Below are 16,266 nucleotides of genomic sequence, written 5' to 3'. Positions count from 1 at the left end.
GGGAAAACCATGAAAGTAAGTTACAGCTGGCTGAAAGAATATACCGACATTACGCTGCCTCCCAGGGAACTGGCCGATCGCCTGACCCTCCAGGGCCTGGAAGTGGACGCCCTGATCGAATACGGCAACTTCAGCAATATCGTGGTGGGACAGATCGAAGCCATTGAACCTCACCCCGACGCCGACAAACTCTCCCTGTGCACCGTGGAAGCGGAGCAGGGCCGCCTGCTCTCCATCGTCTGTGGCGCCACCAATATGAAAGTCGGCGACCGCGTTCCCGTCGCCCTGCCTGGCGCCGTACTGCCCGGCAACTTCAAGATCAAGGCCGCGAAGCTTCGCGGTGTCCTTTCGGAGGGCATGCTGTGCTCCAGATCGGAACTGGGCATGGAAGAGCACTCCTCCGGCCTGTTCATTCTGCCCGCAGACGCCCCCGTGGGCACGGATATCGTCCAGTACCTGCAGCTGCGCGATACCGCCATTGAGATCGGCCTGACCCCCAACCGTTCCGATTGCCTGAGCCATGTGGGCGTAGCCCGCGAGGTGGCCGTCATGACCGGAGGCAGCGTGCGCCTGCGCAAACTGGAGTTCCAGGAAGATCCGACACCCGCCAGCCAGCACGTCAGCGTTGCCATCGAAAACGCCCAGGACTGCCCCCGCTATATGGCACGCATCGTCAAGAACGTGCGGGTGCAGCCGTCACCCCAGTGGCTGCAGAACCGCCTGGTCGCCTGCGGTATTCGCCCCATCAACAACATGGTCGATATCACCAACTTCATCATGCTTGGACTGGGCCATCCACTGCACGCCTTTGACTATGACAAGCTGGAACGCAAAGAGGTTCTGGTGCGACGCGCCCGCGCCGGTGAAACCATGGTGACCCTGGATGAAGTCACCCGTGAGCTGACGGAGCAGGATATGGTCATTACCGATGGGCAGAAGCCCATTGCCCTGGCCGGAGTTATGGGTGGCCTGCACAGTTCCATCGACAACGGAACCACCACGGTGCTCATCGAGGCCGCAACCTTCGATGGCAGCGTGGTGCGCAAGACGGCCAAGCGGCTGGCACTGCACAGCGAATCCAGCCACCGTTTCGAGCGTGGCGTTGACCCCAATGGCTGCCAGTACGCCATTGACCTGGCAGCCCATCTGATGGCGGAACTGGGAGGCGGAACCATTGCCCCCGGTGCGGTTGATTGCTACAAGGCGGTCAGTATGCCCCGCACACTCCTTCTGCGCCTGCCGCGCATCCGGCAGATTCTTGGTGCCACTATCGGGGTCGAAGAGGTGGTGCAGATTCTGCAAAGGCTGGGCATGACTGTCCTGTCATCCCAGGATGACGTCCTGCAGGTGCAGGTGCCTACCTACACGGGGGATATTCACCGTGAAGTCGACCTGATTGAGGAAATTGCCCGTATCTACGGCTACGCCAACATTGCGCCCGCCCTGCCGGCCGTGGAGGCTCTGCCGCCCCAGAAGACCCGCGAGGAGGCCCTGCTGGATATCAAGCAGACTCTGGCCGGACGCGGATACTTCGAAGCGATCAACTACTCCTTCACTTCCGCCAGCAACCTGGAGAAAGTTCTAGGGGCTGGCAAGCGCGTACACCTGCTCAATGCCATATCGGAAGAGCTGGCGGTGATGCGCACCAGCCTGATTCCCAGTCTGCTGATGAACATCAAGGGCAACCTGCACCTGGGGCAGGACAGCCTGCGCCTGCAGGAAATTTCCTATGCCGTGTGCGAAGGGCACGATGGCACCGGCGAGATTCCCCCTTCGCGCCTGTTGCTGTCTGGAGCGGTTTGCGGTGAAATGCCTAAGCAGTGGTGGACCGACTCTCCCCAACCCTTGGGGATTTTCCATGTGAAGGGTGATCTGGAGTTCCTGTGGAATCACCTGGGGCTCGCGCTTGAGGTGCGCCCCGCTTCCCGGCCCTGGCTGCACCCGGGTATCAGTGCCGATATTGTGCTTGATGGTGTGACCATCGGGTATCTGGGTGAGATCCATCCCCAGGTGCGCCAGGCACTTGATCTGGAGGCCCGGGTAACGGTCTTCGAGATAGAGATGGAGCCCGTGCTGAACAGCAGCCTGGCGCGCAGCTGGGGCTTCAGCGAAATCTCCCGCTTCCCCTCCACCTGGCGCGACCTTGCCTTTGTCGTCAATCAGGCGGTAACGACCCAGCAGGTGATTGATGCCATGCGGGGATCAGGGGCGCTGTATCTGGAGAATATTCGCCTCTTTGACGTGTATCAGCTGGATGGGGAGCGCAAATCCCTGGCATTCCACCTGGTCTTCCGCGATGCCAGTCAGACTCTCACCGATGTCATAGTTGACCAGCAAATCAAGGCAATTGTTGAAAGCGTAAGCAGGAAAACCGGCGGAACCCTGCGCTGACAGGTGAAAAACGTTGACAGCTGTTACAGTGAACGTATAAACTTTCTAAACATAGGAAAAGGGGAATTCGCCATGAGCTTAAGCCATTTGGATATGTTAAACCAGAAGGTACAAGCGCTCATTAGCCGTAACGATCACCTGGAACAGGCGGGCACGGAAATGGAGCGTAAGGTTTCAGACCTGGAGCTTGCCGTCCTGGAGAGCGAGGAGATCATCCAGCAGCTCAAAGAAGAAAATCAGAGCCTGCGTGATTCCTATGCGGCGAGAATAGAAGAGCTCACTGCGGAAATTAATACCTATAAAACCAGAGTTGAGTCTATACTGGGAACCCTGGAAAATGTTGATGTCACTCCAAGTCTGTAGGACGCGGAGTCACGCGCGAAAGATGTTCTTGGATTCTGCTGAACCGGGAAATGTCATATCAGTCGGAGTAGCTTCTTGCAAGTGACCATAAACGGACAACGCTATACCCTCAAAGGTGGGAGCAGTCGGGAGCATGTGGAGCAATTGGCCGACTATGTTGACAGGAAATTCCGGGAAGTTTCTGCCAAGGCGCCCCAGACCTCCATGGAAAAGGTGGCAGTACTGGTAGCCCTGAATATCGCTGAGGAGCTCTTCGCCTCTCAGCGGCAGGCTCAGGAGATGGAAGCCAGCACCAAGAACAAGACCTTGGATATCCTCAAGGTAATAGACGGCAAACTCAACTTGTAGAATTCCCCTGCGCTGATACGTGATGAAGTGGTGGTTTTGAGCCAATGCTAAGTGAACGGGATACCGGCCTGTGGGTGGTGTGCACGCCTCCCTTGCGGAGGAAGCCTGAAACCCTGCACTGGTAGCCCACCTGGTTAGACCAGGTTCAAATGCACCCACTCACACGACATGTGCGGGGGTTTTTTCTGTGGACTTTCGCAAAACATGAAGCAGCAAGTTCGAGACCACTGCCGTGATCTTCGCCAGTCCCTCGGCGACGAGGAACATTCACATCTTTCCCGGATAGTCTGCCAGCGGGCCATAGCCCTTCTGCGGCACTGTCTCTCCCGCAAGGTTGCCAGCTATATTCCCCTCAAGGGTGAGGTTTCCGTAGACACCCTGAACTCCTATCTCATGCAGCACAACGGTTCTTTGCTCCTGCCGCGGGTTGAGAACACGGAAGAAATGCACTTTTGCCGATTTGGCTCAGAAGACCAACTGATAAAAGGACGCTTTGGCCTGCGCCAGCCCGCCCGGAACTGCCCGGTGGACGACCAGCCCGAAGTGATGTTCGTGCCCGGCATGGCCTTTGACGAGCATCTGAACCGCATTGGGTACGGAAAAGGCTATTATGACCGCTATCTTGAGCGCACCCGCCACCACTGCCTGCTGGTGGGCCTCAGCCTGGAGCGTTATGTCTTTACCGACATTCCCGCCCATGAACATGACAAAAAGGTACATATGATAATAACAGAAACATCCATACTTGGAGGAAAGACATGGAATTCATTTTGATAGCCGCCATCGGCGGTATCGTGATAGGAGCCTTTGCCGGATTCTACTACCAGAAGAATATTACCCAGAAAAGCATGGGCGCAGCAGCCCAGACAGCGGAAGCCATCGTCAAGAACGCCAGGCAGGAAGCGGCCACGCTTCGCAAGGAAGCGGAAGTTGAGTCCAAGGAGCTGCTGATCAAGACCCGCCAGGAAGCTGAACGCGACCTGAAAGAGCGCAAGAAGGAGCTCAGCCAGATCGAGAATCGCCTGCTCAGCAAAGAAGGCAATATCGACAAAAAGCTGGACAGTCTTGACCAGAAAGAAGAGCGCCTGAACCAGAAGGAGAACGCCATCCAGGCCAGGGAGAACGACCTGGAGGAGAAATCCCGCGAACTGGAACACGGCCTGGAGCGCCAGCGCCAGGAGCTGGAGCGTATCAGTGGTCTGACCCAGGAAGCTGCCAAGCAGATGCTTATGGAACAGATGCTCCACGAAGCCCGCGTGGAATCCGCCAAGCAGGCCAAACAGATTGAAGAAGAAGCGCTGGAGGAAGCCGAGCGCAAAGCCAAGAAATACATCTCAACCGCCATTGGCCGCCTGAGCAGCGACACCGTCTCGGAAATGACCGTCAGTGTGGTGGATCTGCCCAATGACGAAATGAAGGGCCGCATTATCGGCCGCGAAGGCCGCAATATCCGCGCCCTGGAAGATGTCACCGGCATCAACCTCATCATTGACGACACTCCCGAAGCCGTCATTCTCTCCGGCTACGACGCCATCAAGCGCGAAGTGGCCCGCCTCTCCCTGGAAAAACTCATCACCGACGGCCGCATCCACCCCGCCCGCATTGAGGAAGTGGTGGAAAAGACCCGCAAGGAAGTGGACCGCACCATCAAGGAAGCCGGCGAAAGCGCCATCTTCGAACTGGGCATCAACAACATCCACCCCGAGCTGGTGCGCCTGATCGGTCGCCTGAAATACCGTACCTCCTACGGCCAGAACATCTACAAGCACTCCATTGAAGTGGCCTACATCTGTGGCATCCTGGCCGCCGAGCTGGGAGTAAACGTCCAGGTTGCCAAACGGGCCGGCCTGCTCCACGACATCGGCAAGGCAGTGGACCACGAAGTGGAAGGCTCCCACGCCATTATCGGTGCTGATCTGGCCAAGAAATACGGAGAAAAACCGGAAATCGTCAACGCCATCGGCGCCCACCACGGCGAAATGGAAATGGACTCCGTGGAAGCCGTGCTGGTACAGGCCGGTGACGCTATCAGCGCCGCCCGTCCCGGCGCCCGCCGCGAAGTGTTGGAGAATTACATCAAGCGCCTGAAAAAGCTGGAGGAAATTGCCGACTCCTTTGATGAAGTGGAAAAGGCCTTTGCCATCCAGGCAGGACGCGAAGTACGCATTATCGTAAAAAGTGAGCAGGTCAACGACTCTCAGGTCCACCTGCTCTCCAAGGATATCTCCAAGAAAATCGAGTCCGAACTCACCTACCCCGGCCAGATCAAGGTCACCGTTATCCGCGAGACCCGCGCCGTGGAATACGCCCGCTAAGAAACACACTCAGAAAAAGGGTTCATGCTACCGCATGAACCCTTTTTTTCATTCCGTCAGACCAGAAAGTCTACTCTCCCAGTCCTCCACCTGACCACTGCGCAAACGCCCCAGCGCCAGCTCACGCCACCCCTGGGGGAGCGTTTCCAGCTCCACAAACTCGGCGAGCAGCGTTGTATTGAGCATGTCATGGTAGAGCAGGGCAATAATGCGCGACAGGGGCCACTGGGGCAGAGGCCGCTCCAGCAGTTCCATGGTATCACCCGCGCTCACCGTGCCGGTGCGCAGCACCCGGTAGTACCAGCCAGTGCGCCCACTGCTCTGTACCCTGTGGGCGATGCGGGGATGCCCCAGGTGCACATTGAGTTTCCAGCAAGGCTGACGGGGCTGGGAAACCTGAACTTCCGCATCTCCCAGACGAAAGCGATCCCCAAGACAGACCGTCTCTTCGGTCAGCCCGACAGTGCTGATGTTTTCGCCGAATCCACCAGGCGCGAACTTGTGAGTGTCGGCCAGGGGAAACTCCTCCCGCCAGGCCCGATAGTGCTCCGCCGCATAGTGGTGAATGGCCTTGTCCCGGCCGCCATGGTGACGAGTATCAGCCTGCTCATCACCCTCTATGCCCAGCAGGGTTACCGTCAACGGCTCCAGGGTGGCCTGTTTGGCAATACCGCTGAATTTCCCGGCAGTGCCGATGGACTGCACCCGCCCGGTCAGAAGAGAATCAATGGCAACGATTACTGATGGCTGCATGGCTTGCTCCGATGATGGATTTGCCGTGATCCTAATGGCAACGGGCTCTTCTGACAAGAGCGTCACGGAAAATCGTGCCCGGCCCCTGCAGACACAATGCCTCAGCAGGGCATTTCGGCGTGACGCCGGGCGTAGTACCACCAGGTCATGGCAATGCAGGTGATATAGAAGGCGATGAAGCCATAGAGAGCCATTTCGGGGCCACCCGTCATACTGATGGAAGTGCCATAGCTTTTTGGAATAAAGAACCCGCCATAGGCGGCGATGGCCGAGCTGAACCCCAGCACGGCAGCACCCTCCTTGTTGGCGTCCCGTACCGCCTGTTCCTGCGCCTGGGCACCTTTTCCTTCGACTTCCCGCAAACGCTCGGTCATAAAAATGACCGGCACCATGCGGAAGGTGGAGCCATTACCGATACCCGTAGTGATAAACAGCACCATAAACATGGCCAGGAAACCCCAGAAGTTTCCACCACTGCCATTGGCAGGCAGAAAATACAGCACACCCAGTACGGCAACAGCCATGGCGATGAAGTTCCAGAAAGTGACCTTGGCGCCACCCAGCATATCCGAGAGCCAGCCACCCAGCGGCCGGATCAGGGCACCCACCAGCGGTCCCAGAAAGGCGTACTGCATGGCGTCAATACTGGGGAACTGGGTTTTGATCAGCATGGGAAAACCAGCGGCGTAGCCGATGAACGAGCCGAAGGTTCCCAGGTAGAGCCAGCACATCAGCCAGTTGTGCTTACGGCGAAAGATGATGGCCTGATCACGGAAAGACGCTTTGGCCGTGGCGATGTCGTGCATGCCGAACCAGGCTGCCAGGGCGGCGATAGCGATGAAGGGAACCCAGATGAACCCGGCATTCTGCAGCCACATCTGCTTTGTGGTGCTGCCATCGGTCCAGGTGAGGGGCTCACCGCCCAGGAATCCGAAAACCCCTGCCGTAATAACCAGGGGAACCACAAACTGCACGGTGGAGACTCCCAGATTGCCAAGCCCCGCATTCAGGCCAAGGGCCGTGCCCTTCTGGGATTTCGGAAAGAAAAAGCTGATATTGGCCATACTTGAGGCAAAGTTTCCGCCGCCAAAACCGCACAGCAGCGCCAGCACCAGCATGACCACATAGGGAGTGCCGGTGTTCTGCACCGCAAAACCGATACCCAGGGCCGGCAGCAGCAGCGATGCCGTACTGATGGCCGTCCAGCGCCGCCCGCCAAAGATGGGCACCATAAACGAGTAAAATATCCGCAGGGTCGCACCGGAAAGACCGGGCAGGGCCGCCAGCCAGAAAAGCTGATTGGCGCTGTAGGCAAAGCCCAGATTGGGCAGATTGACGACCACGACACTCCACACCATCCACACCGCAAAGGCCAGCAGCAGATTGGGAATGGATATCCAGAGGTTGCGCTGGGCAATACGTCGACCCTGCTCTTCCCAGAAACGGGGATCTTCTGGTTCCCAGCGGGTCAGGAGGTATGCTGAAGATTGGGACTTTGACATGGTATTTCCTCCAGGAAAAGAATAAGAGGCAGAAAGTGCGGTACAGATGCGGTCATGGGCGATCCCTCTTCGAAAGCTCGTCCCCCCGTGCCGCAATGAGCTTGAGGTTCTTCAATCCCCGCACCTCCGTTGAGTACATCCAGACCAGCGACCAGCAGGTTGCTCCGAAGAGAAAGAGGAAGATGCTGCTGTTGATGGCCGTCAGATCCACCAGAAGCCCGAAGAGCACCGGGAAGAGAAATCCCCCCAAACCCCCGATCAGGCCCACAATGCCCGAGATAACGCCGATATTTTCGGGGTATTCGTCGCCGATGTACTTGAAGACAGAAGCCTTGCCAAAGCCCCAGGCGATACCCACGATGAAGAGCAGCAAGGTGAAAACCCAGGCATTGAGACCCAGGCTGAGCGTCACCTCACCGCGCAGGGTATGAAAAGTCACCTCGTGCTGGGGATAGGAGAGCAGGAAGAGACAGATGCAGGAAGTCCACATGACCCACCAGGTGACCGTATGCGCCCCGAATCGATCGGAAAGCCAGCCGCCCAGAGCGCGGATCACCCCCGAAGGCAACACGAAGATGGCGGCAATCAGCGCCGCTGTCTGGATGCCGAATCCATACTCACTGATATAATAACGGGTCAGCCACAGGGAGATCGCCACATAACCGCCGAAGACAATGGAATAGTACTGACAGTACTTCCAGACCCGGATATCCTTCAGGGCTGAAAGCTGCTGGCGAATGGTGACCTGGGACCCCACCCGGTGGCTGGGGTCACTGTAGGTGAAAAACCAGAACAGGATCACGACCACCGCCATGGCCACCGCATAGATTCTGGGGACCGCCTGCCAGCCATAGACCACCACCAGGGTAGGTGCCGCAAATTTGGTGATGGCGGCTCCCGCGTTACCGGCGCCGAAAATCCCCATGGCAAAACCGCGCCGTTCCTGGCTGAACCAGCGGCCGGTATAGGCAATACCAACGGCAAAAGAGCCCCCCGCCACGCCCACAAAGAGTCCCAGCACCAGAAAGTGCCAATAGGTGGTTGCCGCGCTGATCAACCAGATGGGAATGAGAGTGGAAATCATCAGCAGGGTGAAAACCACGCGCCCGCCATAGGTATCCGTCCACATTCCCAGCGGCAGGCGGATCAGCGACCCCGTGAGAATCGGCGTAGCTGCCAGCAGGCCGAACTGGGTATCACTGAGCCCCAGCTCATCCTTGATGGGAATACCGATAACGGAAAACATGACCCAGACGGCGAAACAGGCAGTAAAAGCCAGCGTGCTCATGACGAGCACCGAAATCTGTTGCTTCTGACGTGTTGCCATAGCCACCTCGAAAAAGCCCGGCCGCGCAGCCGGGCGTGTCTTCAGTTGTTACCAGTGGTGCGCCTGCGATTCCAGATAACCACCTGGGCTGGCCGCCACAGATAGCCCAGGGGAACGCTCAGCACATGCACCAGACGGGTGAACGGGAGTACCGCGATCAGGACAAAGGCGTTGACCGCGTGGAATTTGACAATCCAGGGCAGGTTGGCCATGTATTCCACCTGCGGACTCAAACTGAACAGCGACCACAGCCAGGGGGTGGCCGTATGCAGATACCACACCGATCCCCAGCGCAGGGTAACGGCGATCACGACACCACTGATGACCTGCAGCAGCAGAAGGAGCAGGAGCACCCAGTCCATGGTGGTGGTCACCACCTTTACCCGTGGCCGGGTAAAGCGACGTACCATCAGCAGGGCAATGCCAATAACCGTGGTGATTCCCAGGGCAAGCCCCGTGACCTCCAGCAGATACAGGCGCAAGGGCCGACCGGCCAAGGTGGCCCAGGCCGCCGGAAAGAGAAAGGACAGCAGATGGGCCGCCAGAACCAGGAAAATCGCAATGTGCCAGGGCACCGAACCCCAGTAGAGCATGGGACTCTCCAGGAACTGCGAGGAGTGCGAAGAGTGGGAGTAACGGTCGCGGGAGTAGCGATACCAGGTGGCACCGATTGCCAGAACCACCGCGACATAGGGGAATATGGCAAAAAAGAACAGATCAGGCATGGAACACCTCCACATCGGGGGGAGCAGTACAGAGCGTGGTTACAGAGCGATCAATACAGTACTCAAGGGACTGCAGGATATGTCGATAGGGGTTTTCTCCCTGGGCCAGTGCTCCGTGGATGGATCTGACAGCTGGCAGCAGCGCGTCCCTGGCGAGGGCACCATGTTCCGTTGAACCCGCCGTGGTCGCCAGAAAGCGCAGGACCGTCGCCAGGTGATCCGCCAGTTCACCGGGATCAGGAGTAATGCCCCGCTGACGGTAGATCTCCTGGAGCCGAATCAGGAACTGCCCGCGTCGGGCATCATCACCGAAGAGGTGGTAGCCCACATAGGGCGCGGCCAGGGGCTGCAGGTCAAAGGCCGCGGTGTAGGCCTCCTGCATGACCTTCACTCCGGAATCCTCCGCAACCCCGCAGAAGAATTCCAGGGGTTGTGCCGTCTGGGGAAGAAACGCGGCTGCCTGGGCCGCCTGGCGGGCCACCGACGCCATATGCAGATCGGGATAGCGCATGAGCACACTGAAACAGCGATAGAGTTCTGCGGTTATCATCTGAGCACCTTTTACCAGCGACGCGCGGGAGCAAGACGCGCGCCAAAGCCATTGGCGCCGCGATGCTCATGGGGATCAGTATGGGCCTCAATGGCCATTTCGCGGGCCATAGGCGGCACGACGATGCGCTCCTTGATGCTGCTCAGCGCGCTCATGCGATAGATCTCCCGCGCCATTTGCGGAGGCACCATCGCAGCAGCCTGCTCCACCTCGCCGGCACTCAGATCGCCAACGCTGTCAGCCCGGCGCTGCAGCCGCACGGCAATCAGGCGTCGGTACACCGCCTTAATCTCCTGTTCATTCCCACCGGCAAAAAGATTCGCCAGATAGCGCAGGGGCAGACGCGCCTTCTCCAGACTGCTGAAACTCGCCTGGGCCATATCGGCCACTCCGCCTTCCACCTTGGCCAGCACAGGCAGCAGGGGCGGCACATAAAAAAGCATGGGCAGAGTGCGGAATTCGGGATGCAGGGGCAAGGCCAGCCCCCACTCCTTGACGAAGCGATACACCGGGGACTGCCGGGCGGCCTCCAGCAGGGGGAACGGAATGCCATCACGGCGAGCCTGGGCGATCACGGCAGGATCATGGGGGTTGAGGATGAGTTCGCGCTGGGCCGCTGCCAGCTCCTGGGGTGGCAGGCCGGCGGTGGCGGCAATGCCGTCGGCATCGTAGAGCAGAACCCCCATATAGCGGATACGCCCCACGCAGCTGGCATAGCAGCCAGGCATCTCCCCCGACTCCAGACGGGGATAGCAGCTGATACACTTTTCCGACTTTCCCGCCGTCCAGTTATAGTAGGTCTTCTTGTACGGACAGGCCGAGACGCACATGCGCCAGCCCCGACACTTCTCCTGATTGATCAGCACCACCCCGTCTTCGCCGCGCTTGTAGATTGCCCCCGAAGGACAGCCTGCCACACAGGCCGCATTGAGACAGTGGTTGCAGCGGCGGGGCAGATAGAAAAAGGCCATGCGCTCCGTGGCAAACAGCTGCTGACGCTCATCGGGCGTCAGACCTTCCAGTGAAGGGTCATTGGCCGCGTAGAGGCTGGAGCCACCCAGGTCATCATCCCAGTTGGGCCCGCTTTGGGGGTCCATGGGCTGCCCCGTCACCATGGAAACGGAGCGGGCCACAGGCTGATCACTCCCCTGACCGGCCTGGAAGAGATCCTGATAACGGTAAGTCCAGGGCTCGTAATAATCATCCATGGAGGGCAGGTCAGGATTGTGGAAGAGGTTGAGCAGCCCCTTGCCCTTGCCGCCGCTGCGCAGTTGCAGGGGCTGCTTTTCACCATCCCAGCCTCCCCGGTAGTGTTCCTGATCTTCCCAGCGGGTGGGATAGCCCGTGCCGGGCTTGGTTTCCACATTGTTCCACCACATGTATTCCGCGCCCTTGCGGTCGGTCCAGATATTCTTGCAGGTGACACTGCAGGTGTGACAGCCAATGCACTTATCGAGATGAAAAACGGAAGAGACCTGTGCCCGGATATTCATGAGCGTCCTCCTTGAAGGTCGTTCTGAGGCAATAGAGGGAATTCACGGCTTACCATTGGGGCTCTCCTTCCAGTTTGCGGATGAGCACAAAAGTATCCCGGTTGGTGCCGGTGGGACCCCAGTAGTTAAAGCCATAGGTAAACTGACCGTAGCCACCGGCCATGAGATTTGGCTTGAGACGGGTGCGGATCAGGCTGTTGTGGCTGCCACCCCGCCCTCCCCGCAGCGGCGATTTGGGCACGCCGACGGTGCGCTCAGGAGCGTGATAGATAAAGGCGATGCCCTCGGGAATACGCGCGCTGACCACCGCCCGGGTCATGACAACGCCGTGGTCGTTGTACACCTCGACCCAGTCATTGTCCTGCAGGTCGATGCGGGCGGCATCCCGGTCATTGATCCACAGGGGATGCAGGCCCCGTGACAGGGTAAGCATGCGGTGGTTATCACCATAGGTGGAGTGAATACCCCACTTGCCATGGGGGGTCAGATAGTTCAGGGCGATGGTCCGACCTTCCGGTTCACTGGCCACCAGATCCTGCAGCAGAGCGGCCTCCAGTTTCGGCTTATAGGTAGGCAGGTGTTCACCGTAGGCCAGATAGCTCTGGTGATCCAGGTAGAAGTGCTGACGTCCGGTCAGGGTCCGCCAGGGCACCAGGCGCTCCACATTGAGGCAGTAGGCGCTGTAGGCGCGACCATCATTACTGATACCCGTCCAGCAGGGGCTGGTGAGCAGACGGCGGGGCTGGCGGGCGATATCCTCGAAGCTGGTGCGCACACTGCGGTTTTTCTCTGCCAGATCCACCAGGGGCAGCCCCACCTTCTTCTCCTCGGCCACAAAGGCGCGGTAGGCCACCTCGCCATTGGTCTCCGGTGCCAGGTGCATGATGATATTGGCGGCATCGGACGCCCTTTCCAGCGATGGATAGCACTGACCATCCCACTGGTGCACCGGGCGCGAGGCCAGCAATTCGTCGTATTCGGGCTGCACCGACCAGGTAAGGCCGTGCATGCTCAGGCCATTCTCACGGGCCCCCGGCCCCAGGGAGAGCATGCGCTGGTAGAGGTCCACGTAGTTGCGCTCCACCACCACCAGGCCCGGCATGGTTTTCCCGGGAATGGGCTCACATTCGCCACGGCTCCAGTCGCGCACCTCGCGCTGGGCCATTTCCGCGGGAGTATCGTGCTGCAAGGGCACCGCCACCACATCCAGGATGGGCTCGGGCAGGTGCACTAGCGCCAGCTCACTGACCTTGCGGGCGATGTTCTGGAAGATCTCCCAGTCGGGACGAGCCTCCCAGCAGGGCGCTACCGCCGCCTGCAGCGGGTGGATGAAGGAATGCATGTCCGTGGTATTCAGGTCATCTTTTTCGTACCAGGTGGCCGTGGGCAGCACCAGATCCGAATACAGGGCGCTGGTATCCATGCGGAAATTGATATCCACCACCAGATCCAGTTTGCCCTCGGGAGCCTTTTCACGCCAGACCGCTTCCGTGACACCATCGCGAGCAGTCTCAGGGGCAATGGCGCTGGAGTGGGTACCCAGATAGTGCTTGAAAAAGTACTCCTGCCCCTTGGCACTGGAAGAGAGGGCATTGCCCCTCCAGATAAACCACAGGCGCGGCCAGTTTTCGGGGGCGTCGGGGTCCTCCACCGCAAAGTGCAGTTGCTTCTGTTTGAGCTGTTCGACAGACCAGGCGACGATGGCAGGGGCGTCCTTGGCTCCGTCGGCCTGGGCAGCAGCAGCCAGATCCAGGGAATTGCGGTTGAACTGAGGGAAAAACGGCAGCCAGCCGCGCTTGACCGCCCGTACCTGATGATCCATGGTGTGCCCGCCTGCCAGGGGACCATCATGGCTCGCCGGATTCAGCTGCTCTTCGTCAACCGCCCGCTCATAACGCCACTGATCGCTGTGCACATAGTGAAAAGAGGGAGTGTTCTGGAAACGTGGCGGCCTGGTCCAGTCCAGGGCTCCGGCAATGGTCAGCCAGGGAGCCATGGGAGCCAGTTTTTCCTGCCCCACATAGTGATTGAGTCCACCGCCATTCTTGCCCACACAGCCACACAGCATGAGGGCCACAATCCCGGCACGGTAGGTGAGATTGGCATGATACCAGTGGTTGATGCCGGCACCGATGATGATGGAACACTTGCCATCGGTGCGCTGAGCGGTATCCGCCCACTCCCGGGCAAAGCGGATCACAGTGTCGCGGCCCACCCCACTGTACTTTTCCTGCCAGGCCGGGGTCTAGGGTGCCGTTTCGTCATCAAAGTCACGGGCGCAGCCCTCGGCGACACCGGGCCGGGCCACGCCGAACTGGGCCATCAGCAGGTCATACACCGTGGTGACAGCAATGGTGCCGCGATCACTTTCCACGTAGCGCACGGGAACGCTGCGCAGGAGCTTCTCCGTTCCGGCAAAGTCATCGAACCGGACTTTCAGCACCTCGTCATTTTCATCGGCGAAGCTCAGGCGCGGACTGATGGGCTTGCCATCGAGACCATCTTCCATCTTCAGGTTCCACTCACCCTTGCGCTCCTGCCAGCGAAAGCCGAGGGACCCCAGGGGCATGCGGGGAGCACTGCTCGTCTCATCCCAGACCAGGAACTTGAACTCCCCGTTTTCCACCTCCCGGTAAGGTGCCAGTTTCGCAGCGGGCACCATGCGTCCGGGCTGCCAGGAGTCCTGGCGCTTTTCCAGTTCAATCAGAAAGGGACTGTCCGTATAGCGATTCACATAGTCCAGGAATGCCGGCGTCGGGGCCTCGTGGTGATACTCCTTGAGAATCACGTGGTTGACCGCCATCCAGAAAGCACCATCCTGGCTGGCATGCACCGGAATCCACCAGTCGCCATACTTGCAGGTCATATTGAGATCGGGGGAGAGAACCGCAACCTTGGTGCCGTTGTGCCGGGCCTCCGCCAGAAAGTGCACATCGGGAGTGCGGGTCATGCCCAGGTTGGCACCCATGACCGCGATAAACTTGCTGTTATACCAGTCGGCACTTTCGGCCACATCGGTCTGCTCCCCCCAGATTTCCGGTGAAGCATTGGGCAGATCACAGTACCAGTCGTAGAAGGAGAGGTTCACCCCGCCCAGCAGCTGCAGAAAACGCGAGCCGGCCGCATAGCTGAGCATGGACATGGCGGGAATGGGCGAAAAGCCGATGACCCGGTCGGGGCCGTATTTCTTGATCGTATAAATGGTGGAAGCGGCAATCATTTCCAGCGCTTCCTCCCAGTCGATACGACGGAACCCCCCTTTGCCGCGGGCCTGCTGATAGGCGCGACGGCTCTCGGGACTCTCCACGATGGAGGTCCAGGCATCCACCGGATCATCGTGCTGGGAGCGGGCCTCGCGCCACAGATCCTGCAGTACCCCACGCAGATAGGGGTATTTGACCCGCAGCGGGCTGTAGAGATACCAAGAGCAGGAAGCGCCCCGCTGGCATCCCCGAGGTTCATAGGGAGGAATCTCTCCTGCCAGCGGGGGATAGTCAGTGGCCTGCATCTCCCAGGCGACAATGCCATCCTTGACGGCCACATTCCACGAACAGCTGCCGGTGCAGTTGACCCCGTGGGTACTGCGCACCACGCGATCGTGCTGATGACGGTTACGGTAGAAATCTTCCCAGGTGCGGGCCTGGGGGTCGATGATATCCTGTATCCAGCTCATAGACTTTTCCTCCCTGCAGTGGATGAAATGGGTGTCATGGTCCGCTGAACTCTGGCGGCACTTCGTCGCCGGCTCAACAGAAAGAAAAGGCCAAAGAGTATGGCGGCGCCCAATGCTCCATGGAGCACAAAGCCAGAGGACGTGCCGCGAACCGGTGAGCTCTCAGCTGACTGGGCGAGAAAGGCGGTAACATGTCGCCTTTCGTCCTCGGTCAGTGGACGCTCCCGATAGATGGCCGCCATGGTGGGGAAGTGGTGCAGGTTTTCCAGAAGAGTCTGTATCCCTTCGGGGCTGAGGAAATGGGAGAGATAAGTCAGGTCACTGGCCAGACTGGCGTTGCCGGCCACGCCAAACTCGGCGGCGCCCAGGCCATGGCAGGCAATACAGGATGCCCCTCCATTGGCGTAGGCCGCACCGCCAAAATACCATTGCCGCCCGTCGTCAACACTGCCTGGCGCAGAGCAGGCAGAGCCGGCAAGGACAAACAGAAAGCCGATGACCGCCAGCGCGCAGATACCGAAACGTCCTGAATACATCATGCGTTTACCTCCTTGACCATGCTGTTCAATCAAGCACGATACCAAGAGTAAAACGCTATTTTATTTAAAGAAAATTGATCTACATCAAGAAATGGCCAAGATAATTCATTCACTTAAACACTTGTTTTCGTGAAGATTTGAACTTGCAGCGCATCTCATTTCCGGAAAACGCCGTTCAGTGAACATAAAAACAAGTACTGACAGGACTGGTTCTTTTTAAGATTGAATCTGTGCGTGGCAACGCAAATGAGGTGACGGAAAATGCCTTTCAGGGTAACGGAAAAAGC

Annotated in this window: 12 protein-coding genes, 1 other RNA gene and 1 pseudogene; 6 read left to right on the top strand and 8 right to left on the bottom strand. The window is 58.8% G+C overall.

Features of this window, described 5'->3' with window-relative positions; genetic code table 11:
* The first annotated feature begins 9 nt into the window (after window positions 1-9).
* The 6 genes from pheT to rny all read left to right on the top strand — a co-directional run bounded on the left by pheT (window position 10) and on the right by rny (window position 5,417).
* On the top strand, window positions 10-2,391 hold the full coding sequence (gene pheT, locus ACZ46I_RS04960; RefSeq protein ID WP_464281633.1) for a phenylalanine--tRNA ligase subunit beta: 2,382 nt from the start codon (window positions 10-12) through the stop codon (window positions 2,389-2,391).
* Window positions 2,392-2,463: 72 nt separating this feature from the next.
* Complete coding sequence (locus ACZ46I_RS04955) at window positions 2,464-2,754, top strand: hypothetical protein (protein ID WP_013507019.1); 291 nt, start codon at window positions 2,464-2,466, stop codon at window positions 2,752-2,754.
* An 81-nt stretch (window positions 2,755-2,835) separates the two neighbouring features.
* Window positions 2,836-3,102, top strand: coding sequence for a cell division protein ZapA (locus tag ACZ46I_RS04950; RefSeq protein ID WP_226509095.1), 267 nt, complete (start codon window positions 2,836-2,838; stop codon window positions 3,100-3,102).
* Window position 3,103: 1 nt separating this feature from the next.
* Window positions 3,104-3,285, top strand: a non-coding RNA gene (gene ssrS, locus ACZ46I_RS04945) — 6S RNA.
* A 21-nt stretch (window positions 3,286-3,306) separates the two neighbouring features.
* Window positions 3,307-3,876 (top strand): 5-formyltetrahydrofolate cyclo-ligase, encoded by a 570-nt coding sequence (locus ACZ46I_RS04940; protein ID WP_464281632.1) that lies wholly within the window; start codon window positions 3,307-3,309, stop codon window positions 3,874-3,876.
* On the top strand, window positions 3,861-5,417 hold the full coding sequence (rny, locus tag ACZ46I_RS04935) for a ribonuclease Y (RefSeq protein WP_013507022.1): 1,557 nt from the start codon (window positions 3,861-3,863) through the stop codon (window positions 5,415-5,417). Before ACZ46I_RS04940 ends, rny begins: the two co-directional genes overlap by 16 nt.
* Before the next feature lie 48 nt (window positions 5,418-5,465).
* Here the strand turns inward: rny and ACZ46I_RS04930 are convergent, their stop codons facing one another.
* From ACZ46I_RS04930 to ACZ46I_RS04895, 8 genes and pseudogenes are all read right to left on the bottom strand, one after another.
* Window positions 5,466-6,170: an MOSC domain-containing protein gene (locus tag ACZ46I_RS04930; RefSeq protein ID WP_013507023.1), complete on the bottom strand. Its 705-nt coding sequence runs from the start codon at window positions 6,168-6,170 to the stop codon at window positions 5,466-5,468.
* A gap of 101 nt (window positions 6,171-6,271) precedes the next feature.
* Window positions 6,272-7,672, bottom strand: coding sequence for a NarK family nitrate/nitrite MFS transporter (locus tag ACZ46I_RS04925; RefSeq protein WP_464281631.1), 1,401 nt, complete (start codon window positions 7,670-7,672; stop codon window positions 6,272-6,274).
* 52 nt (window positions 7,673-7,724) lie between these two features.
* Window positions 7,725-8,999: an MFS transporter gene (locus ACZ46I_RS04920; protein WP_013507025.1), complete on the bottom strand. Its 1,275-nt coding sequence runs from the start codon at window positions 8,997-8,999 to the stop codon at window positions 7,725-7,727.
* Between the two features lie 41 nt (window positions 9,000-9,040).
* Window positions 9,041-9,724 (bottom strand): respiratory nitrate reductase subunit gamma, encoded by a 684-nt coding sequence (gene narI, locus ACZ46I_RS04915; protein WP_464281630.1) that lies wholly within the window; start codon window positions 9,722-9,724, stop codon window positions 9,041-9,043.
* Entirely contained in the window at window positions 9,717-10,274 is a 558-nt protein-coding gene (narJ, locus tag ACZ46I_RS04910; protein WP_464281629.1) for a nitrate reductase molybdenum cofactor assembly chaperone, read from the bottom strand. Before narJ ends, narI begins: the two co-directional genes overlap by 8 nt.
* A gap of 11 nt (window positions 10,275-10,285) precedes the next feature.
* Window positions 10,286-11,767 carry a nitrate reductase subunit beta gene (gene narH, locus ACZ46I_RS04905; RefSeq protein ID WP_464281628.1) on the bottom strand — a complete coding sequence of 494 codons (1,482 nt, stop codon included), beginning with the start codon at window positions 11,765-11,767 and terminating at the stop codon, window positions 10,286-10,288.
* Window positions 11,768-11,816: 49 nt separating this feature from the next.
* Window positions 11,817-15,440, bottom strand: a pseudogene (locus ACZ46I_RS04900) (nitrate reductase subunit alpha).
* Window positions 15,437-15,979: a c-type cytochrome gene (locus tag ACZ46I_RS04895; RefSeq protein ID WP_464281627.1), complete on the bottom strand. Its 543-nt coding sequence runs from the start codon at window positions 15,977-15,979 to the stop codon at window positions 15,437-15,439. The pseudogene ACZ46I_RS04900 and the gene ACZ46I_RS04895 overlap by 4 nt, the downstream one beginning before the upstream one ends.
* Window positions 15,980-16,266 lie beyond the last annotated feature (287 nt).

The sequence above is a fragment of the Desulfurispirillum alkaliphilum genome (assembly GCF_055378285.1).
This window is presented reverse-complemented; position numbering and strand designations above follow the sequence as displayed.